This is a genomic window from Xanthomonas sp. 3793, from assembly GCF_024806835.1.
In the GTDB taxonomy this organism is placed as follows: domain Bacteria; phylum Pseudomonadota; class Gammaproteobacteria; order Xanthomonadales; family Xanthomonadaceae; genus Xanthomonas; species Xanthomonas arboricola_F.
Genome location: NZ_JANTYU010000004.1, coordinates 498,884 through 517,874 on the forward strand (window position 1 = coordinate 498,884; position 18,991 = coordinate 517,874).

The 18,991-nt window shown below is 66.7% G+C and carries 17 protein-coding genes and 1 pseudogene; 11 read left to right on the forward strand and 7 right to left on the reverse strand.

All coding sequences use genetic code 11. The features are described 5' to 3' along the window. The first annotated feature begins 111 nt into the window (after nucleotides 1-111). Nucleotides 112-591 carry an Lrp/AsnC ligand binding domain-containing protein gene (locus FHY18_RS15650; protein ID WP_259156701.1) on the forward strand — a complete coding sequence of 160 codons (480 nt, stop codon included), beginning with the start codon at nucleotides 112-114 and terminating at the stop codon, nucleotides 589-591. Between the two features lie 32 nt (nucleotides 592-623). On the opposite strand, the gene FHY18_RS15655 is transcribed toward FHY18_RS15650, so the two are convergent. Next, complete coding sequence (locus tag FHY18_RS15655; protein WP_259156702.1) at nucleotides 624-1,055, reverse strand: hypothetical protein; 432 nt, start codon at nucleotides 1,053-1,055, stop codon at nucleotides 624-626. Nucleotides 1,056-1,475: 420 nt separating this feature from the next. Here FHY18_RS15655 and msrB point away from each other — a divergent pair, with 420 nt between their 5' ends. The 7 genes and pseudogenes from msrB to FHY18_RS15690 all read left to right on the forward strand — a co-directional run bounded on the left by msrB (nucleotide 1,476) and on the right by FHY18_RS15690 (nucleotide 6,526). Then, nucleotides 1,476-1,940, forward strand: coding sequence for a peptide-methionine (R)-S-oxide reductase MsrB (gene msrB / locus FHY18_RS15660; protein ID WP_259156703.1), 465 nt, complete (start codon nucleotides 1,476-1,478; stop codon nucleotides 1,938-1,940). Between the two features lie 37 nt (nucleotides 1,941-1,977). Then, nucleotides 1,978-2,242, forward strand: a pseudogene (locus FHY18_RS15665) (MliC family protein); the annotation flags it as partial. Between the two features lie 97 nt (nucleotides 2,243-2,339). Beyond that, on the forward strand, nucleotides 2,340-3,194 hold the full coding sequence (motA, locus tag FHY18_RS15670; RefSeq protein WP_259156705.1) for a flagellar motor stator protein MotA: 855 nt from the start codon (nucleotides 2,340-2,342) through the stop codon (nucleotides 3,192-3,194). Nucleotides 3,195-3,204: 10 nt separating this feature from the next. Further along, on the forward strand, nucleotides 3,205-4,377 hold the full coding sequence (gene motB / locus FHY18_RS15675) for a flagellar motor protein MotB (RefSeq protein WP_259156707.1): 1,173 nt from the start codon (nucleotides 3,205-3,207) through the stop codon (nucleotides 4,375-4,377). A 179-nt stretch (nucleotides 4,378-4,556) separates the two neighbouring features. Next, on the forward strand, nucleotides 4,557-5,141 hold the full coding sequence (locus FHY18_RS15680; protein ID WP_259156709.1) for a hypothetical protein: 585 nt from the start codon (nucleotides 4,557-4,559) through the stop codon (nucleotides 5,139-5,141). Nucleotides 5,142-5,149: 8 nt separating this feature from the next. Further along, nucleotides 5,150-5,434: a DUF4031 domain-containing protein gene (locus FHY18_RS15685; RefSeq protein WP_259156711.1), complete on the forward strand. Its 285-nt coding sequence runs from the start codon at nucleotides 5,150-5,152 to the stop codon at nucleotides 5,432-5,434. 405 nt (nucleotides 5,435-5,839) lie between these two features. After that, nucleotides 5,840-6,526 carry a response regulator transcription factor gene (locus FHY18_RS15690; protein WP_326521115.1) on the forward strand — a complete coding sequence of 229 codons (687 nt, stop codon included), beginning with the start codon at nucleotides 5,840-5,842 and terminating at the stop codon, nucleotides 6,524-6,526. On the opposite strand, the gene FHY18_RS15695 is transcribed toward FHY18_RS15690, so the two are convergent. Beyond that, entirely contained in the window at nucleotides 6,508-7,911 is a 1,404-nt protein-coding gene (locus FHY18_RS15695; protein WP_259156713.1) for an ATP-binding protein, read from the reverse strand. The two genes, FHY18_RS15690 and FHY18_RS15695, sit on opposite strands and share 19 nt — an antisense overlap. A 203-nt stretch (nucleotides 7,912-8,114) precedes the next feature. Here FHY18_RS15695 and FHY18_RS15700 point away from each other — a divergent pair, with 203 nt between their 5' ends. Further along, complete coding sequence (locus FHY18_RS15700; RefSeq protein WP_259156716.1) at nucleotides 8,115-10,550, forward strand: YadA-like family protein; 2,436 nt, start codon at nucleotides 8,115-8,117, stop codon at nucleotides 10,548-10,550. Between the two features lie 63 nt (nucleotides 10,551-10,613). Next, the gene (locus FHY18_RS15705) at nucleotides 10,614-12,518 is read left to right on the forward strand and encodes a S8 family serine peptidase (RefSeq protein WP_259156718.1); all 1,905 of its coding nucleotides are present in this window, start codon (nucleotides 10,614-10,616) and stop codon (nucleotides 12,516-12,518) included. A 57-nt stretch (nucleotides 12,519-12,575) separates the two neighbouring features. Here the strand turns inward: FHY18_RS15705 and FHY18_RS15710 are convergent, their stop codons facing one another. Further along, nucleotides 12,576-13,130, reverse strand: coding sequence for a hypothetical protein (locus tag FHY18_RS15710; protein ID WP_259156719.1), 555 nt, complete (start codon nucleotides 13,128-13,130; stop codon nucleotides 12,576-12,578). 164 nt (nucleotides 13,131-13,294) lie between these two features. On the opposite strand from FHY18_RS15710, the gene FHY18_RS15715 reads away from it, so the two are divergent. Then, on the forward strand, nucleotides 13,295-13,561 hold the full coding sequence (locus FHY18_RS15715; protein WP_259156721.1) for a DUF3297 family protein: 267 nt from the start codon (nucleotides 13,295-13,297) through the stop codon (nucleotides 13,559-13,561). Nucleotides 13,562-14,069: 508 nt separating this feature from the next. Here the strand turns inward: FHY18_RS15715 and FHY18_RS15720 are convergent. The 4 genes from FHY18_RS15720 to FHY18_RS15735 form a co-directional block, all read right to left on the reverse strand. Further along, nucleotides 14,070-14,831: an ABC transporter permease gene (locus FHY18_RS15720; protein ID WP_259156723.1), complete on the reverse strand. Its 762-nt coding sequence runs from the start codon at nucleotides 14,829-14,831 to the stop codon at nucleotides 14,070-14,072. Next, nucleotides 14,828-15,772 carry an ABC transporter ATP-binding protein gene (locus FHY18_RS15725; RefSeq protein WP_259156726.1) on the reverse strand — a complete coding sequence of 315 codons (945 nt, stop codon included), beginning with the start codon at nucleotides 15,770-15,772 and terminating at the stop codon, nucleotides 14,828-14,830. Before FHY18_RS15725 ends, FHY18_RS15720 begins: the two co-directional genes overlap by 4 nt. A gap of 444 nt (nucleotides 15,773-16,216) precedes the next feature. After that, the gene (locus FHY18_RS15730; RefSeq protein ID WP_046965039.1) at nucleotides 16,217-17,854 is read right to left on the reverse strand and encodes a Na+/H+ antiporter; all 1,638 of its coding nucleotides are present in this window, start codon (nucleotides 17,852-17,854) and stop codon (nucleotides 16,217-16,219) included. Between the two features lie 466 nt (nucleotides 17,855-18,320). Beyond that, a complete protein-coding gene (locus tag FHY18_RS15735; RefSeq protein ID WP_259156731.1) occupies nucleotides 18,321-18,962 on the reverse strand; it encodes a hypothetical protein in 642 nt (213 codons plus the stop codon). Between the last annotated feature and the right edge of the window lie 29 nt (nucleotides 18,963-18,991).

An 18,991-nucleotide genomic window follows, 5' to 3' on the forward strand; every position in this document is an offset into this window, starting at 1 on the left:
CGCTAGGGGAGACAGTTAGACGCAGTATATTGCGATCCAGGCAGTGTCATTTCTGGAATAGACACAGCTTCGCAGTGAAACTTCCTGTCAAATCTTGTGGAGACAAACCCCATGCCCACCCGCGCCCGCGAGCTGGACAAGATCGACCGCAAGATCCTGCGCATCCTGCAGCAGGAGGGGCGGATCTCGTTTACCGAACTGGGCGAACGGGTGGGCCTGTCGACCACGCCATGCACCGAGCGCGTGCGCCGGCTGGAGCGCGATGGCGCCATCACCGGCTACTACGCGCGGCTGGACCCGCACTATCTCAAGGCCAGCCTGCTGGTCTTCGTGGAGATCAGCCTGGCCTACAAATCCGGCGACATCTTCGAGGAGTTCCGCCGCGCCGCCCTCAAGCTGCCCAATGTGCTGGAGTGCCACCTGGTCTCCGGCGATTTCGACTACCTGCTCAAGGCCCGCATCAGCGAGATGGCGTCCTATCGCAAGTTGCTTGGCAGCACCTTGCTCACCTTGCCGCATGTGCGCGAATCCAAGAGCTATATCGTGATGGAAGAGGTCAAGGAGACCTTGGCGTTGCCGATTGAGGGCTGAGATTCGGGATTCGGGATTGGTAACAGCGTGGGTCAGCGCACCACGCGCATGCCGTCGCCGGCCGGGACCGCGTCGTAATAGCGCCCGGTCTTGGTATCCAGCACCCGGTTGGCACCGGCCGGCTGCATGCCCTGCAGCAAGCGGCCATTACGGTCGTAGACCATCGGCGCACTGGCCGGCGCAACCTGGCTGCCGGCCGGTGCCACCGGCGTCTGTGCCGGGCCACGGGTCGGAATGGTGGGCGCGGACGGGCGCTGCCCGAGCTGCGAGGGCACCGGAGCCGTGGCCGGCGCAGGCTGCACGGCGCGTGGCGCCGTCAGCGTGGGCTGCGCCGGAGCCGGTGTCGTGACCGGCTGCAGGGTACTGGAAGAGCGTGTGGTGGTAGCCGATTGCGCTGCTACCGCGCCGGTGGCAACCAACAGGCCACACAGCAGCAGGCCGCGCGTTGAAGAAGGGATCGCCATGACGGACACCGTGCTTGATCGAGGAGTATTCACTGGATGGGGGCACCGGCGTGCTGCGGCAATGCATCGGGTCGGCGGTGGCCTGAACGCGTTCGCGAGATGAGTGCGGCGCGAAAAGCACGTCCTTCTCCCATGGGGAGAAGGTGGCGCGCAGCGCCGGATGAGGGTGCGTGCGAGGCCTGGCAACCAGTGCTGCGTCATGGCTTCGCTGCCGTACCCCACCCCAACCCCCGCTCCGCGCCCCGGCCTGCGCCACCGGCGCAGGCGCGCCAAGGCACGCGCGCCAGTGGCGCGCAAGCTGTGCCGTGGCGCCCCGGCGGGAAAGGGGCTTGGTCTCCCCGCACGCTTGAACCACGCGGACTACGCCCACATCACAGGTGCAGGCGCGGCACCCTGCCAGCGCGCGCATGCGAGAACCCCATGAGCCAGTTCGACCTGACCCCTCCCTCCCCTGCCCAGCGCGATGCCCTGATCGCCGGGCTCAGCGACGAGGAACAGCGCGTGCTGCTGCACCATGGCACCGAGGCGCCGTTCTGCGGGGTGTTCCTGGACAACAAGCTGGACGGGGTCTACACCTGCCGGCTGTGCGGGTTGCCGCTGTTCCGTTCCAGCGCCAAGTTCGAATCCGGCACCGGCTGGCCGAGCTTCTTCGCCCCTTACGATGCCGCGCATGTGCGCGAAATCCGCGATATCAGCTACGGCATGATCCGCACTGAAATCGTCTGCGCACGCTGCGATAGCCACCTGGGCCACGTGTTCCCCGACGGCCCGCCGCCGACCGGTGAGCGCCATTGCCTCAACTCGGTGTCGCTGGGCTTTACCGAAAACGGCCAGGCGTTGCCCAACCCGCTGCAGCGCGGCGGTGCCGAAGCGCAGCCGGCCTGATGAAACGCAGCGGTCCGGCAAGCTCGCTGAGCAGCTGAGCCAGGCAGGCAGCCCGTTGGACGCGGTGGCCTGGCGTTGCGGCACGCGTACGATCGTCATCCGCGTCGATCCGGCCACCGATGTGGTGCAGCTAAGCGTCGATGGCCGCACGTTGACCCTGCTCAACGCCCGGGCCGCCTCCGGGGCGCGGTTTGCCGACGCGCAGGGCGAGCAGTTCCGGGAGCCTGCCGGCGAGGCGACGCCGTCGCTGGCAGGCGGCGAAGCGGTGGTGCGTGCATGAGGCCGCCACGACAATCGGCTGAGCATTCAGTTACAGCGCACATCTTCACGCCGCGCGCTTCAAGAATCCGCCGCGCAAGCCGAAACAACTAGCACTCCCAGATTGCTTCCGGCTTCGCCATGCTCATCATCGTTGGCTTCATTGTCGTCATCGTCAGCGTCCTCGGCGGCTACGTGCTGTCGCACGGCAAGCTGGGCGCGTTGTGGCAGCCGTACGAGCTGATGATCATCGGTGGCGCGGCATTCGGTGCGTTCCTGGTCAGTACCCCGGGCAAGATCGTCAAAGAGACCTTCAGCAGCATCATGGGCGTGTTCAAGGGCCCGCAGTACAAGTCCGAGGACTACAAGGACACTCTGAGCCTGGTCTACGAACTGTTGAACAAGGCACGTCGCGACGGCTTCATGGCGCTGGAAGACCATGTCGAAAAACCCCAGGACAGCACCATTTTCGGCAACTACCCCAAGGTGGTGGCCGACCATCACCTGCTGGACTTCATCACCGACTGCCTGCGCCTGATGATCGGCAGCAACATCGAGCCGCACGAACTGGAGCCGCTGCTCGAGCTGGAGCTGGAAAAGCATCACCACGAGGCGATGGCGCCGGCGCATGCGCTGAGCAAGGTGTCCGACGGCCTGCCCGGCTTCGGCATCGTGGCGGCGGTGCTCGGCATCGTGATCACCATGGGTTCGATCGGCGGCCCGATCGAAGAGATCGGCCACCATGTCGGCGCCGCACTGGTCGGCACCTTCCTGGGCATCCTGCTGGCGTATGGCTTCGTGGCGCCGCTGTCGGCGGCGATGGAAGCGCGCGCCGACCAGGACGGACGCATCTACGAGGCGGTCAAGACCGCCCTGCTGGCCTGCCTGCGCGGCTACAACCCGAAGATCGCGCTGGAATTCGCGCGCAAGACCCTGCCCTCCAACGTGCGTCCGAGCTTCGGCGATTTCGAAACGCACCTGAAGACGATCAAGTAGGGCCACGGTCATGGCCGAGGCCAAATCCACCGTCGTCATCCGACGGGTCAAGAAGGTCCAGGGCGGCGGCCACCATGGCGGCGCATGGAAAGTGGCGTTTGCCGACTTCGTGACCGCGATGATGGCCTTCTTCCTGGTGCTGTGGCTGATGGCTGCCACCACCAAGGAACAGCGCGCGGCGATCTCCGAATACTTCCGCAATCCCAGCCCGTTGTCCGGCAAATCGCCGGCGCCTTCGCCCGGCATGAACGGCCCCGGGGGCGCCAGCACCTCGATGATCAAGCTCGGCGGCACCGCCGACATGGCCAAGGGACAGAAGGACGAGATGGGCCGCAAGCGCGACAACGCGGCCGATACCGACGTGGACAGCCGCGCCAAGGACAAGAAGCGCCTGGAGGCGCTGATGCAGGACCTGAAGGAAGCCATCGACAAGAGCCAGGCGCTGGAGCCGTTCAAGGACCAGCTGCTGCTCGACCTCACGCCCGATGGCCTGCGCATCCAGATCGTGGACAAGCAGAACCGCCCGATGTTCGATATCGGCCGCGATCAGCTCAAGCCGTACACGGTGGACATCCTGCGCGAGCTGTCCAGCTTCATCAATCAGGTGCCCAACCACATCAGCATCACCGGCCACACCGACACCACCGCCTACAGCAGCGATGCTGGCTATACCAACTGGGAACTCAGCGCCGACCGCGCCAATGCCGCACGGCGTGCGCTGGTGGGGGGCGGCATGTCCGACGCCAAGGTGACGCGTGTTGTGGGCCTGTCGTCGTCGGTGCTGTTCGACAAGACCGACCCGCAGAACCCGATCAACCGCCGCATCAGCATCGTGGTGATGACCCAGGATGCCGAACAGGCCGCGCTGGCCGGCGCCGGCCAGGGCGTGGCGCTGGGCAAGTCGGTGCACGACGCCGACACCCAGGTGCCGGACCTCAGCGCCGCTGCCACCGGCACGGCCACCGTGGGCGCGCCAGTGGCTGGCGCTGCGCCGACTGCGACGGCGACACCGGCTGCCGGGAAGGCCGCTGCGGGGACCACACCGGTACCGACCGGCACGGCCGCGGCACGCCCCGCCGCACCGCGGGTGTCCTCCAGCGCACAGGTGGCCTCGGCCACCGCACTTGCCAAGGCGGCCGAAGCGGCCGTGGCCGCGCCGCGGGTGGCGGTAGAGGGGCAGTAATCGGCCCTGCGGGAGCGGGGATTGGCCAGGTAACCGGCGGCGTTGAGGTCCGGATCGGCCAGCTGATCGCGCCTGCGGTGCCGGTTCCGCCTGGCTCCGGGACCCGCGATTCCCGCTGCTCATCGCATCGTGAGGCGCACGCTCTAGAATGGGCGGCCATTCCCAGCGTCGAGAACACCGTGTCCCGCAATTCCAAGGCCAAGCGCGACAAGCGCAAGAAGCAGCAGCCCAAGCGCCCCATCGTCCGTCTGGGCCAGGCGCCCCAGGTCACCAACCATGCCGTGCTGCAGGACGCCGACGGTCGCGTCGTGGCCGCGATCGGTCTGCAGGGTGGCAGCGAGTGGATGCTGTCGATCGGCGGCCAGACCATGGGCAGCGCCGACAACCCGGTGCCGATGCTGGCCATGCTCAAGCACCTGGCCAACCTGCAGGAAGCCGAAGGCAAGACCATCTCGCTGGAATATTCGACCCAGCTGCAGCAGATGATCGACGACCTGGCCGCCGAAGAAGGCCAGACCGCCGAGGAATATCTGACCAAGCTGGTGTCCGAGTTCCAGAACGCCGATGCCGATGAAGACGGCGATGCCGACGCCGAAGACGCAGTGGCCGATGCCGGTACCGATGCCGATGCGGAAGATGCGGCTGGCGACGACGCTGCCGGCGACGACGACAGCGCGGCAGACGCAGACGCCAGCGATGCCACACCCGATGACGCCGACGGCGAGACGGCCGGCAAGAAGCGCAAGACCTCCAAGAAGGCCTGACCCGGCCGATGGCTGTCTACATCGACGATGCGGTGCATCTGTGGCGCGAGCAGCGCTGGGCGCACCTGCTCGGCGATACGCTGGACGAGCTGCATGCCATGGCGGCGCGGCTGGGCATTCCCCGCCGCGCCTTCCAGAACAAGCTCAGCGGCGCGCACTACGACGTGCCCGCACCGCTACGCGCCGAGGCCATCGCCCTGGGCACCATCCCCATCTCCCGCCATACCGATCGCGCACTGCTCAAGGCGTTGATCGCCAATGCGCGTGCGCAGGCGCGCGGCCAGGTGCCGTAACGCCGGTCCAGCGACACGCCAATCGCGCGCAGCACATCACTGCGGAAAGCGCATCCGCGCAGTCATCGCCAGCACGCAACGCGTTGGGTCGGCTGGCCGCAGTACGCACTATCGGCACGTGTTGCGGCGCCACATCGAACCGCAGCACCCGCCGCAGATCCGCACGATGACGCAACCCATACCGGTCGTGCGCCAGCGAGAAACCCATGGCGCTGCAACGACGCCTCAGGCGCGCGCATACGACGCATGCAGGCTTGCAACCGGATGCGGTCTGCGACGCACTCACCGGTGCGACCGGCGACGCTGCTTCCGCGCCCAAGCACAAGCCTGTCACTATCCAAGCGCCCATCCTCCGGAGCCGTTGCATTGCCTGTTCGCGCCCCAGCCTCCGACCCACCCTCCATGTTGCGCGTCGCCGTTCTCGAAGACGACGACGTGCTGCGCGAGCAGATCCTGATTCCCGGCCTGCAGGAGTTCGGATTCGCGGTCAGTGGCGCCGGCACCGCGGGGGCGCTGTACCGGCTGATGCTCGAGCAGACCTTCGACATGGTGGTGCTGGACCTTGGGCTTCCGGACGAAAGCGGCCTGAGCGTGGTTGCGCATCTGCGTTCGCTGTTCACTGGCCTGGGCATCGTGGTGCTCACCGGCAACCGCGGCCGCTCGGACCATGTGCACGCGCTGAGCAGCGGCGCCGACGCCTTCCTGCGCAAGCCCGCCGACCCTGAAATCCTGGCGCTGACGCTGCGCAACCTGTCGCGGCGATTGCGCCCGGCCGATGCCAGTGCCGTTGCAAAGCCGGCATGGCGCCTGGAATCGGATGGGTGGTGCCTGGTCGCACCGGATGCGCGCATCGTGGTGCTGACCTCGCTCGAGCGCTGCCTGATGGGCTGCCTGGATGCACAACGCGGCCAGGCGGTGGAACGCGATGCGCTGGTGTCGGCGCTGGAAGACTGCGTCGGCGATTTCGACCTGCATCGGTTGGAGATGCTGATCCATCGCCTGCGACGCAAGGCCGCACGCATCACCGCAGCCGATGCGCCGGCGTTTCCGCTGCTGTCTTCGCGTGGAATGGGTTACCTGCTGGCCAGCTGATCGGCGCGTATCGATCGCGCCGGCGGCGCGGCGAGCGGCAACAGCAGGCGGATGCAGGCGCCGTCGCCCGTATTGCCGACCTCCACACGCCCGCCGGCGGCGATGACGATTTCGTTCACCACCGACAAGCCCAGACCGGTGCCCTTGCCGGCCGGCTTGGTGGTGTAGAACGGCTCCAGGATGCGCGCCAGCAACTGCTCGGGAATCCCCGGGCCGGTGTCTGCGAACTGCAGCACGACCATGCCGGCCTGCTGCTCGCCGTCGATGCGGAACAGCCCCTGCCCGTCCATCGCATCGCGCGCATTGGCGGCGATGTTGAGCAATGCCAGCTCCAGTTCGTCCAGGTCCATCGCGATCCACAGCGGCGGTCCTGGCGCGATGCCTTGCAGGCGGATCTCGTGTCCGAACAGTTGCCTGAGCGTGGGTTCGATCTCCAGCAACGCGTGGCGCGCATCGAACAGGCGCGCGATGCCGGGTTCGGCACGACCGAAGTTGAGAATCCTGCGACTGACGGTCAGCGCGCGGCGCGAGGCGGCTTCGATGTTTTCCAGGGTCTTGAGCAACGGTGCCTCGCCACGGCCTTCCAGCGCGTCGCGACGCTGCGCAAAGCCGATGATGACGTTGATCAGGTTATCGAAATCGTGCGCAACACCGGAAGCCAGACGTCCCAGCGCTTCCATCTTCTGCGTGTGCAGCAGCTGCTCCTGGACCCGCTCGCGCTCGGCCATTTCGCGCACCAGCTTGCGGTTCACCGCTTCGAGTTCGCGTCGGCGGCGTTCCGATTCCACCAGGCTGTCGCGCAGCGCGGCGATGGTGCGGTCGAGCATCAGGGTGATCAGCAGATACACCCCCACCGTCATCAGCCCCAGGCCGACATTGCCCCAGGTCGAACGCGATGGCGCAAACCACAGCAATTGCGCGATCAAGGCCATCGCGCACACCGCCGCCAGCAGCGCAAACACGCGCCACAGATTGCGCCGACCGAGCGCCATGCCGGCGAGCACCAGGGCAATCACCGGCATCGGATTGGTCATCAAATCGAAGATGTCAACCCGCACGTAAGTGACGAAGGTGCCGAGCAGCGCGGCGGCAATGAAGACCTTGACGCCTGCCGCGCTGCGGCCGCGACGGATCATCGGCACGCCAGCCAGCGCGCCGAACGCGGTGAGCACGGTGCCGGCCAATGCGCAGGCCAGATCGGGCCTGGCCTGCAAGCGGCCCAACCCGGCGACATACAGAAAAAATCCGACATCGCCCAGGTTGTACAGCGCGATGGCGACCAGCAGCAGCTGCAGGAAGGCCACCTGCCGTCGATCGATCGGATCCTCGCGCCAGCGCGTGGCCAACCAGCGCGGCAGGAGCCTGGATTTTGCGGCAGACAGCATCGCGACGGGACGTCTGTGAGTGTCTTTGCATCCTCACATTCGTGGTGAGTGGATGCAATCGTGGCTTGGTGACACGTGGCGCCGCGCCTGACTATGTTGGGTTGTCCCGCAACATGAAAATTACCGGACTCCAGGACATGTGGGGGTGTCTGAGAGCCGGAGTGCCGCGGTCGACCACTCCATCCATGCGCCAGGGAATCTCCATGAGCCAGATTGATCGTCTCTCGAACCGGGCCTGCGCCCGGCACGCGACCACCACCGCGCCGCACCCCCATGCCGGCACACGTCCGCAGCGCGTGCTGCTGCATGCCGCAGTGCTGACCGCACTGCTGCTCGGCAGCGGCACGGCGATCGCGCAGGTCGCCACCACCCAGCGCGGCGCAGGCACAGCCCATGGCCAGGACGCGACCGATGCAGCCGCCCTTGCGGTCGATCAGGACAGCGCCTCGCAAGCCGATGCCGATGCCGACCAGGACGATGCTGCCGACACCGGCAAGCATTTCCATATCGTCGGCGGCGCCGACGCCAGCACCGATGTGGGCGCGTTTGCCGGCGAGCCGTACGCGGTGGCGATCGGCGAAGCCAGCAATGCGCTCGGTGAGGGCGGCATCGCCCTGGGCGCCGGGGCCACGGTTACCGAGAAGTTCGCCATCGCCGCCGGCTACGCGGCGGCAGCCACCGGCGAATCGGCGGTCGCGGTCGGCGGTACCACCGATGTTTTTGACTACGACGATAGCGGCAACATTCTCGCTGTGCATGCCGAATCCACCGAAGCCACCGGCTTCGCTTCCACTGCGCTCGGCGGTGGGGCCAAGGCGCTGGATGCGCTGACCACCGCGGTGGGCAGCGGTGCAGAAGCCAGTGTCTTCGAAGCCACTGCGCTAGGACATCGTGCGCGCGCGCTGGAGCAAGGCGCCACGTCCGTGGGCAGCCGCTCGCAGGCACTCGGCTTCGGAAGCAGTTCACTCGGCAACGGCGCGCGTGCACTCGCCGACAGCACCGTGGCTGTAGGGCTCAACGCGTTCGCCAGCGGGACCGACAGCGTAGTCGTCGGTGGCATCAGCACCGCTGCGCAAAGCGCCGGTAACAGCGTCGGCATTGCTGCAGCCACCGGCACCGGCGCGATTGCCGTAGGTGCCGGTGCGCAGACGCTGTCCGACTACGCCATCGCCATCGGCTACAACGCCAACGTATTTCCCAACCTGCCGGGCAACACCGACGCGGTGGCGATCGGCCATAGCGCGGCATCGTTCGGCGCCCACTCGGTGGCGGTGGGCGGATTCGCGCTGACCCAGGACGTCGACTCGGTGGCGATCGGGCAGCGCGCGGTGACCTACACCGCCAACAGCGTGGCCATCGGTGCCAATGCCGAGACGTCCTGGTTCAACCCCAACAGCACCGCGATCGGCGCCGACACCGAGGTCAATGGCGTCGATGCCACCGCCATCGGCTATGGCGCCAAGGTCGGCGATTGGGTCGACGATGGCTGGAACCGCTCGGCCAGCAGTGCGGTGGCGTTGGGCGCGTATTCGCATGCCACGCGCAGCAATAGCGTGGCGGTCGGCGATGTCGCGTCCGGCTTGACCCGGCAGATCACCAGCGTGGCGGCCGGCAGCGAGGACACCGACGCGGTCAACCTTGCCCAGCTGCGCAGCGTGGCCACCGCCCTGGGCGCCGGCAGCGCCTTCGATCCCGGCGGCAACCTGATCAGCGGCAGCTATCTGGTGCAGGGCAGCAGCTACGGCAACTTCGGCGAGGCGATGGGCGCCATCGATGCGGCCTTGACCGGCTTCGATGGGCGCATCGGTGCCTTGCAGAACGTCACCGCGGGCAATGTGGCGGTCGGCGGCGGCAGCCTGGCGCCGGTGGTCGGCAGCGGCACCAATGCCGTGGCGATCGGGTCGTCGGCCACCGCCAATGGCGAGAACGGCCTGGCGGTCGGCGCCGACGCGCTGGCCTACGGCCCGCAGGACACCGCGCTCGGCGCCAATGCCAGGGTCAACGCCGACGGCAGCACCGCGGTCGGTGCCAATACGACCATCGCCACCGCCGCCACCAACGCGGTGGCGGTGGGCGAAAGCGCCAGCGTTGCTGCGGCCTCGGGCACCGCGCTTGGCCAGGGTGCGCGCGTGGACGCCGACAACGCGGTGGCACTGGGACGCGGTGCGGTGGCTGATCGCGCCAACAGCGTCTCGGTCGGCAGTGCCGGCAACGCGCGCCAGATCACCAACGTCGCCGCCGGCTCAAGCGACACCGACGCCGCCAACGTGGCCCAGCTCAATGCCGGCGACAGCCGCACGCTGAGTTCGGCCAACAGCTACACCGACAGCCGGGTGTCGGCGCTGAGCGACAGCTTCACCCAACTGCGCGATGGCAGCGAGCGGCGCTTCCAGAGCATGGATCGCCGCATCGACCGCATCGGCGCGATGAGCGCGGCGATGCTCAACATGGGCATCAATGCCGCCGGCACCCAGAGCGCGCGCGGCCGCGTGGCGGTCGGTGCCGGGTTCCAGAGCGGCGAACGCGCGCTCTCGATCGGCTACGCCAAGAAAGTGGGCGAGCGTGCCTCCTTCAGCCTGGGCGGCGCCTTCAGCGGCAGCGAGTCCTCCGCAGGACTGGGCTTCGGCCTGGACCTGTAGCGCCTGCGCCGCGCCGTGCACGTCTTCCCCCTCACTCCATCGATCCTTGCGAGAGCCATTCCCATGAACAACGCTTCGCTGCCGCTCAAGTCCCTGCTATTGAGCGCAATCCTGGCCACGGCCACGTTTCAGGCCCATGCGGCCACCGATCAACTCAGCCTGCGCGGCCTGCCGGCCGCTGGCACCCCGACCACGCTCCCCACACGCCTGATCGTCAAGTACCACAGCAGCGTGCCCTCCGACGGCTCGCGCCTGTCGATCCTGTCTGCGGCCGCCAACCGCGCCGGGGTGCTGCGCGCCGCCAGCGGTGCCGCGCGCGCGACGCCGCTGAACGCACGCGTGCTGCGCCGCACCGGCACCGGCGCCAGCCTGCTGGACGTGGCGCGCACGCTGAGCAGCGGCGACCGCGACAAGCTGCTGGCCGAGCTGCGTGCCGACCCGCAGGTGCAATACGCCGAGTTCGACCGCATGCTGCGTCCGGTCGACGACTTCGCCGGACCTGCGCTCAAGGCCGGCGCCAGCGCAGTGACGCCACAGGCCACGGCCACGGCGGTCACCCCCAACGACCGGCTGTATGCGGGATTCCAGTGGCATCTGCAGGACAGCACCGGCGGCATCCGCGTACCGGAGGCCTGGGAAACCTCCACCGGCGCCGGCGTGGTGGTGGCCGTGCTCGACACCGGCATCCTGCCCGATCATCCGGACCTGAAGCGTAACGACCACATCCTGCCGGGCTACGATTTCATCAGCAACGCCACGATCTCCCGGCGCGACAGCGACGCCCGCGTGCCGGGCGCGCTGGACTACGGCGACTGGACCGAAGAGGGCAATTTCTGCGGTCTGCCGGCAAGCCCCAGCAGCTGGCACGGCACCCACACTGCCGGCACCGTCGGCGAACTCACCAACAATACGATCGGCGGCGCCGGCGTGGCCCACGACGCGCAGATCCTGCCGGTGCGCGTGCTCGGCCAGTGCGGCGGTACCGGTGCGGATATCGCCGATGCCATCGTGTGGGCCTCCGGCGGCCATGTCGATGGCGTGCCGGACAACACCCATCCGGCCGAAGTGATCAGCCTGAGCCTGGGCGGCTCTGGCAGCTGCGACAGCAACACCCAGAGCGCCATCGACACCGCGGTGGCCAACGGTGCGGTGGTGGTGGTGGCGGCAGGCAACGAAGCCAGCAATGCCTCGCAGTTCAGCCCGTCGAGCTGCGGTAACGTGATCACGGTCGGCGCTACCCGTATCACGGGCGGTATCGCGTTCTATTCGAACTTCGGCAGCAGCGTGGATCTGTCCGGGCCTGGCGGTGGCGCCAGCGACGACACCGGTAACAATAGCTGGGACGGGGTGGTGCTGTCGACCGGCTACAGCGGCACGACCACACCGACGTCCGGCGAGTACGAATATGCCGGCATGGCCGGCACCTCGATGGCTACCCCCCATGTGGCGGCAGTCGCGGCCCTGGTGCAGAGCGCGCTGGCTGCATCTGGCAAGACGCCGTTGGTCCCTGCGCAGATGGAGGCCATGCTGCGCCAGACCGCGCGTGCGTTCCCGGTCCGGCCACCGGCGGGCCGATCGATCGGCACCGGCATCGTCGATGCCACTGCGGCGTTGGACTATGTGCGCAACAGCTGCAGCGGCAGCACCTGCACGCCAGTCACCGTCAGCCTGACCAACCGGGTCGCATTGACCGGCCAGAGCGGCGCGCAAAGCGACGAGAAAACCTATCGCTTCGCCGCCACCGCCGGCAGCGCCCTGAATGTGCTCAGCTACGGTGGCGGCGGCAACGTCGCGCTGTACATCGGCTTCGAGGCCGAGCCGACCACCAGCAACTACCTGCTGAAATCGGCACGCACCGGCAGCGCGCAGACGCTGCGGCTGACGGCGCCGCAGACCGGCACCTACTACATCAAACTGGTCGGCGGCGCAGGTGGCTTCAACAACGTGTCGCTGATGGCGCGGCAGTAAGCGGCAAGCGCGCCGGGGGCGGTGTCTGCCGCCTCCGTCACCAGGCGTGCGGCTGGCTCAGAACGCCTCGTTCCCCAGCCGCACTTCCACGCCCAACAGCGAGGTCAACGCCAGCATCGCGTCGTCGTCGCGGCTGAGCGCGATCCAGCCGGCATAGGCATCGCCACCGGTGTTCCAGTTCCACAGCGAATACCCATGCTCGCGCAGGCGATCGAACGCCACCGCCATCAGGTCGGGCACGTCAAGATCGCGCGCGAAGTCTTCATCGTCCAGGTCGCCGCCCCAATCGATGCGCAGGTTCCAGCGCGCACTGAGTTCGTCGATGGCGGCGATGAACGAGTCGGTGTCCTTCCAGTCGACGTAGAAGCCCGAGCGCCAGTCGATCGTGTCCTTCAACGTCCACAGCCAGGCGTCGTCTTCATCGTCCGCGTCCGCCTCGGCCTGCGCCTCGCGCCAGCTGTCGAACTGGCTCAGTGCGGTGTCTTCGTCGCCAGGATTGATCAGGACCAGCAGGTTCCAGACCCGCGCAGGATGATCGTCGACGTCGTCGCCTTCCTCCAGATCGGAAGGCAGGCCGTCATCGTCTTCGTAATCGGCACTGTTGTCGGGCATGGCGGAGTCTCGCAGAAAGATTCAGCGTGAAGTGTGCCGCCTGGCGCGCGCCAAGCAAACCGTCTCCGCCCATGCGGCCGCCTGCCAGGGGCTGGTCATCGCGGCGCAGGCCCGTATCCTGTGCGGCCGAAGACGGCCATCCGGCCCGTCATGACGCCTTTCCCATGAGCGATACCCCTCCCGATCATCTGGCCATCGACCCACGCAGCCCGTTCCACGATGCCGACGCCCTCAACCGCGGCATCGGCGTGCGCTTCAACGGTGTCGAACGCGACAACGTGGAGGAATACTCGGTGAGCGAAGGCTGGATCAAGGTGCAGGTCGGCAAGGCGCGCGACCGTCGCGGCAACCCGATGACGATGAAGGTCAAGGGCGAGGTGGTGGCCTACTTCCTGGACACCAAGCACGACGCCAAGCCTGCTGCCGAGTAACAGCGGCTGACCAAACTACTTCACGCTGTTCAATCGCAGAGCTGCTGAGCGGCGACTTGGCTGCAGGGTCCTTGCCCGCCCGCCATCGCGGGACACGCCGCAAGTCCGTTCGTGTAGCAGCGATGACTGCCGTATTAGCAGCTGATCTGCGACTTGGCTGCAGGGCCCTTGCCCGCCCACCATCGCAGGACACGCCGCAAGTATGTTCATGTAGGCGCTTACGCGGCACCCCTGCCGCGTAAGGTCCCGCTACGGTGGGCGGGCAAGGACCAGTCACGATGGTCGGTGTTCATGGCTTTCAAGCAAGCAGCAGACTTTCTGGTGCGGTGTCCTCACCGATTGCGGGACCGTGTGGCGGCATGGATGCCGCCACCGAGCCTATAGGGACGTACTTGCGGCGTGTCCCGCGAGCGGTGAGGGCACCGCGCCCTCGACCTACTCAGCGTTTGACCTGGACTTGCGACAGCATTCAGCAAGACGCGGCCGACAACACCACTGCATTCACCACTCACGCCTTGAGCCGATAGCCGCTGCGGAAGATCGCCGCCACCACGCCCAGGCACACGATCAGGAACAGGAAGGTCATGCCGGTGCTCACTGCGATGTGCACGTCGGCCTTGCCGTAGAAACTCCAGCGGAACCCGCTGATCAGATACACCACCGGGTTGAACAAGGTGACCTTCTGCCAGACCGGCGGCAGCATGTTGATCGAGTAGAAACTGCCGCCCAGGAAGGTCAGCGGCGTCACCACCATCAGCGGGATCACCTGCAGCTTTTCGAAGCCGTTGGCCCAGATGCCGATGATGAAACCGAACAGGCTGAAGGTCAGCGCTGTGAGCACCAGAAAACCCAGCATCCACACCGGGTGGGCGATCTCGTAGGGCACGAACAGCCGCGCGGTGAGCAGGATCAGCAAGCCCAGCATCACCGACTTGCTGGCGGCCGCGCCCACGTAGCCGATCACGATCTCCCACCATGCCACCGGCGCCGAGAGCACCTCGTAGATGGTGCCTGCCCAGCGCGGCATGTAGATGCCGAACGAGGCATTGGAGATGCTCTCGTTGAGCAATGACAACATCACCAGGCCGGGAATGATGAAGGCACCGTAGCTGATGCCGTCGATATCGCCCATGCGCGAGCCGATCGCTGCACCGAACACCACGAAATACAGCGAGGTCGACAACACCGGCGAGGCGATCGACTGGGTCAGCGTGCGGAACGCGCGCGCCATTTCGAAACGATAGATCGCCGCAATCGCATGCAGGTTCATGCGCTCACCTGCGCAGCGCGTGCGCCATGCACCAGGTTAACGAAGATCTCTTCCAGCGAGCTTTCGCTGGAATGCAGGTCCTTGAAGTCGATGCCATGCTCGTTGAGCCGGCGCAGCAATGCGCCAATGCCGGTCTGCTCGGCCTGGGTGTCGAAGGTGTAGATCAGGCTGTTGCCATCGGCCGACACTTCCAACGGCAGGTCCGCCAGCGCGGCGGGCAGGACCTGCAGCGGCGCTTGCAGGCTCAGGGTCAGCTGCTTCTTGCCCAGCTTGCGCATCAGCGTGTGCTTGTCTTCCACCAGCACCAGCTCGCCGCGATTGATGACACCGACGCGGTCGGCCATGTCTTCGGCTTCCTCGATGTAATGGGTGGTCAGGATGATGGTGGTGCCCTGCTCGCGCAGCCGCCGCACCATCTGCCACATGTCGTGGCGCAGCTCCACGTCCACCCCGGCGGTGGGCTCGTCCAGAAACAGGATGCGCGGCTCGTGCGCCAGCGCCTTGGCGATCAGCACGCGCCGCTTCATGCCGCCGGACAAGGTGGAAATCTTGTTGTTGCGCTTGTCCCACAGCGACAGCTCGCGCAGGATGGTTTCCAGGTAGTGCGGGTTGGCCGGCTTGCCGAACAGGCCGCGACTGAAACGCACCGTGGCCCACACCGTTTCAAACGCGTCGGTGGCCAACTCCTGCGGCACCAGCCCGATGCTCGCGCGTGCGGCGCGGTAGTCGCGCACGATGTCGTGGCCATCGGCCAGCACGGTGCCCGTGCTGGGGTTGATGAGCCCGCAGATGATGCTGATCAAGGTGGTCTTGCCGGCACCGTTGGGGCCGAGCAACGCGAAGATCTCGCCACGCTGGATGTCCAGGTCCACGTGTTTGAGGGCCTGGAAACCGCCGGCGTAGGTCTTGCTCAATCCCTGGATGGAAACGATGGGCGTCATGGGCTGTGCACGGCAACGATAAGCGCCACAGGGTAGGCCGCGTGCCGTGACGATGGGAGGGGGTCTGGTGGGATGGTGTCTCCCGACCCTTGATGTACCTGGTGCCTGGTGCACACGGACAGGACCGGCAGGTTGCGCGTTGCGTCGGCTCAAGAGCTGCAATGCTTACATCCTTGTGACGCGCGCGGTGTCGTAGGAGCGCACCTGGGCGCGACGGGGACTGTCCAGAAAACGCCTCTCGCGCCCGGGTGCGCTCCTGGCGCAGCCGTCGTCATCGCCCTGGCCGCTGCGATTTCCGATTCCCGAGCCAGCACGCCGGGACGTGTATCGGGACAGCCCGGTCGCGCCCGGGTGCGCTCCTACGGCGGCCGCTTTCATTGCCCGGGCTTTTGCTTTTTACAAATCCCGATTCCCGAATCCCGAATCCCGCGCGCGTCAGCGCGCTCAAGCCCGCTTGCGCGACTCGATCAGATCCAGATTGCGCACCAGCCGGCGCGACAGGTCGTCGGAAATCTCGCGACGGCGCGCCAGCTTGAACAGCTCGTTGCGCTCGGCCACCAGGGCGGCGTGACGGAACTGGCGCAAGGCCTGCTCGTAGGCGCCGGCTTCTTCCGGGTCGGTCTCGGCCATGTCCACCGCGCCCAGCTTGCGCTGGTAGCGTTGGCTGACCTGGTTGGCGGCGGCGTTGTAGCGCTCGGCATGCGCGCTGTCTTCCACCAGCCGCTGGCGCAACTTCTCCACTGCCTCCAGCGCTGCCTGCGAGGCCGCCTTCACCGCCAGGTCTTCCTTTTGCTGCTCGTCTTCCTCTTCCGGCAATTCCAGCCCGCGCAGAAGCCGCGGCAATGCCACGCTGGCCACCAGCAACGACACCAGGATCACCGAGGCAGCCAAAAAGATCGCCAGCTGGCGGGCCGGAAACGGCGAGCCGTCATCCAGCATCAAGGGCAAGGTGAGCACACCGGCCAGGGTGATCGCACCGCGCACGCCGGCCAGCGACACCGCCACCACGATCCGCCACGGCGGGCTCACGTGCGCCTCGCCGCGTCGCTGCGCCTTGAAGATGTTCCAGCGCAGCGACAGGAACACCCACACAAAGCGCAGCGCCATCAGGCTGGCGCTGATGGTGGCCACGTACACCGCCAGCCACCACGGATTGAGGTGCCCGGCCTCCTGCACGCTGCGCACCGCGCCATCGAGGATGCCCGGCAACTGCTCGCCCAGCAGCACGAAGATGATGCCGTTGAAGGTGAACTGCACCGTGTCCCACACCGCCGAGCGCTGCAGGCGCATATTGCCCGGCGCATTGCCGGCCATTTCCACGTAGCTCATGGTGATGCCGGCCGCGACTGCGGCCAGGATGCCGGAGGCATGGAAGGCTTCGGCCAGCAGATAGGCGGCGAACGGCGTGAGCAGGTTGACCAGGATCGCCGAGCCGGGCTCTTCGCCGAAATGGCGCCAGATCCAGGCCTGGATGCGGCTCAGTCCGAAGGTGGTGGCCACGCCCAGCGCTAGCCCGGCCAGCGCCACCCACAGGAAGGTGAGCGAGGCGGTCGCCACCGAAAAGGTACCGGTGAGCACGGCAGCCACCGCAAACTGGAAACACACCAGGCCGGAGGCGTCGTTGAGCAGCGACTCGCCCTCGAGGATGTGCATCAGGCGCTTGGGGATCGGCACCTTGGAGGCGATCGACGACACCGCCACCGGGTCGGTCGGCGAGATGATCGCCGCCAGCGCAAACGCCACGGCCAACGGCATCGCCGGGATCAACCAGTGGATCAGCAACCCGGCCCCGATCACCGTGAACACCACCAGGCCCAGCGCCAGTTCCAGGATCGCCGCCTTGTCGCGGAACAGGCCTTGTTTGGGAATGCGCCAGCCATCCAGGAACAGCAGCGGCGGCAGGAACAACAGGAAGAACAGTTCCGGTTCCAGTTCGTGCCCCGCATCGAACACGCCGGAGACCACCGCGCCCAGCGCGATCTGGACCAACGGCAACGGCAGCGAGAACGGCAGGATGCGGATCAGATAACCGCTGGCCGCGACCGCCAGCAACATGGCGAGGACGACATCGATCGAATGCATAAAAACCCGGGAGAAGAGACGGCCACACGTGCGGCATCGTCTTGAGACGCACAACAACGCACCTACGGGAACATACCGGTTTGCAACCGGTGATGAAACCACCGCGCCACCTGGGTCTGGGCGCGGCCCTGTGCGCTGGCAGGCCACAAGGGTGTGATGCGCCAGCGCCGTGGCGGGTGTCTGTCGATCAGATACCGTGGCTGCCGGATGGACAGGCCTAAACGCGGAGGCGATGGTGCTCCGTCAAGAAAGAGGGCCTGCAGCACGATCAACTGCAGCACCATCGTGGCAATGCAACAGGCCCGCAATGCGCATACGGACGGCGGGCAGGTGATGGATCCATCGCCAAGGCCAGCAGTCACTCGATCGCGCGGACCTCAAGCGCCGTCGAGAGCAGCCGGCGATGTGATCGCTCGCGATGGCGGGCATGCCGGTGGCATGCCCGCGCAGACCGGCAGAACGCAGATCAGCTGTGGCGGACGTGCTTGTTCGGATGCGGCTTCGATTGCCGGGCGCCCTCGACCGGCACCAGGAAGCTCGCTTCATGCAGTTTCAGCCTGGAATCGTAGTGACTGACCCTCACCTTGACCGCCTTGACCTTCTTCTTGAAGGCGTACGGCCACTGCGCGCCCACCATCTCCTGCCCGAGCTTCTGACCGTCGGCGTCTTCGACGAGCTTGATGCGCACCGGGTAATTGCCTGCGCCGCCGTTGTCCGCATCGTTGGCGTCGAACACGTCGATATGCGCTTTGGAAAACGCCAGTGTCGACGGGCCGCCGCCCTTGTCATTGGCGCTGTCGTCGAACCCGATGTTCTTGTAGCTGTAGCTCAGCAGGATCACTTGCGTGGGAACCCAGGAGCCGCCGCCATGGTTGGGAATTTTCACCCTGGCCACGCGCGCGGAATCAACGGTGAATTCCCACTCCCCCGGGACAATCCACTTCTGCCCTGGTCGATAGATGTCACGCGCAGGGACAGCAGCGGCCGCCGATGACGCATGTGTTGGCGTGACGGCCGATGCCTGTGCAGTAGCGAACGACGCCAGCGCGCCTGCCACCAGCACTGTCGACAGTAGCACTCGATTGAACTCACTCTTTTTGGACTTCATGTTTTACAGCCTTGAGAACTGGTTATCAC

Bases quoted from the DNA above. Each gene is read 5' to 3' on its own strand.
- FHY18_RS15720 (WP_259156723.1), bottom strand. From the start codon at position 14,831: ATGAACCTGCATGCGATTGCGGCGATCTATCGTTTCGAAATGGCGCGC.
- FHY18_RS15735 (WP_259156731.1), bottom strand. From the start codon at position 18,962: ATGAAGTCCAAAAAGAGTGAGTTCAATCGAGTGCTACTGTCGACAGTG.
- motA (WP_259156705.1), top strand. From the start codon at position 2,340: ATGCTCATCATCGTTGGCTTCATTGTCGTCATCGTCAGCGTCCTCGGC.
- FHY18_RS15705 (WP_259156718.1), top strand. From the start codon at position 10,614: ATGAACAACGCTTCGCTGCCGCTCAAGTCCCTGCTATTGAGCGCAATC.
- FHY18_RS15700 (WP_259156716.1), top strand. From the start codon at position 8,115: ATGAGCCAGATTGATCGTCTCTCGAACCGGGCCTGCGCCCGGCACGCG.
- motB (WP_259156707.1), top strand. From the start codon at position 3,205: ATGGCCGAGGCCAAATCCACCGTCGTCATCCGACGGGTCAAGAAGGTC.
- FHY18_RS15695 (WP_259156713.1), bottom strand. From the start codon at position 7,911: ATGCTGTCTGCCGCAAAATCCAGGCTCCTGCCGCGCTGGTTGGCCACG.
- FHY18_RS15710 (WP_259156719.1), bottom strand. From the start codon at position 13,130: ATGCCCGACAACAGTGCCGATTACGAAGACGATGACGGCCTGCCTTCC.
- FHY18_RS15650 (WP_259156701.1), top strand. From the start codon at position 112: ATGCCCACCCGCGCCCGCGAGCTGGACAAGATCGACCGCAAGATCCTG.
- msrB (WP_259156703.1), top strand. From the start codon at position 1,476: ATGAGCCAGTTCGACCTGACCCCTCCCTCCCCTGCCCAGCGCGATGCC.
- FHY18_RS15725 (WP_259156726.1), bottom strand. From the start codon at position 15,772: ATGACGCCCATCGTTTCCATCCAGGGATTGAGCAAGACCTACGCCGGC.
- FHY18_RS15730 (WP_046965039.1), bottom strand. From the start codon at position 17,854: ATGCATTCGATCGATGTCGTCCTCGCCATGTTGCTGGCGGTCGCGGCC.
- FHY18_RS15655 (WP_259156702.1), bottom strand. From the start codon at position 1,055: ATGGCGATCCCTTCTTCAACGCGCGGCCTGCTGCTGTGTGGCCTGTTG.
- FHY18_RS15685 (WP_259156711.1), top strand. From the start codon at position 5,150: ATGGCTGTCTACATCGACGATGCGGTGCATCTGTGGCGCGAGCAGCGC.
- FHY18_RS15715 (WP_259156721.1), top strand. From the start codon at position 13,295: ATGAGCGATACCCCTCCCGATCATCTGGCCATCGACCCACGCAGCCCG.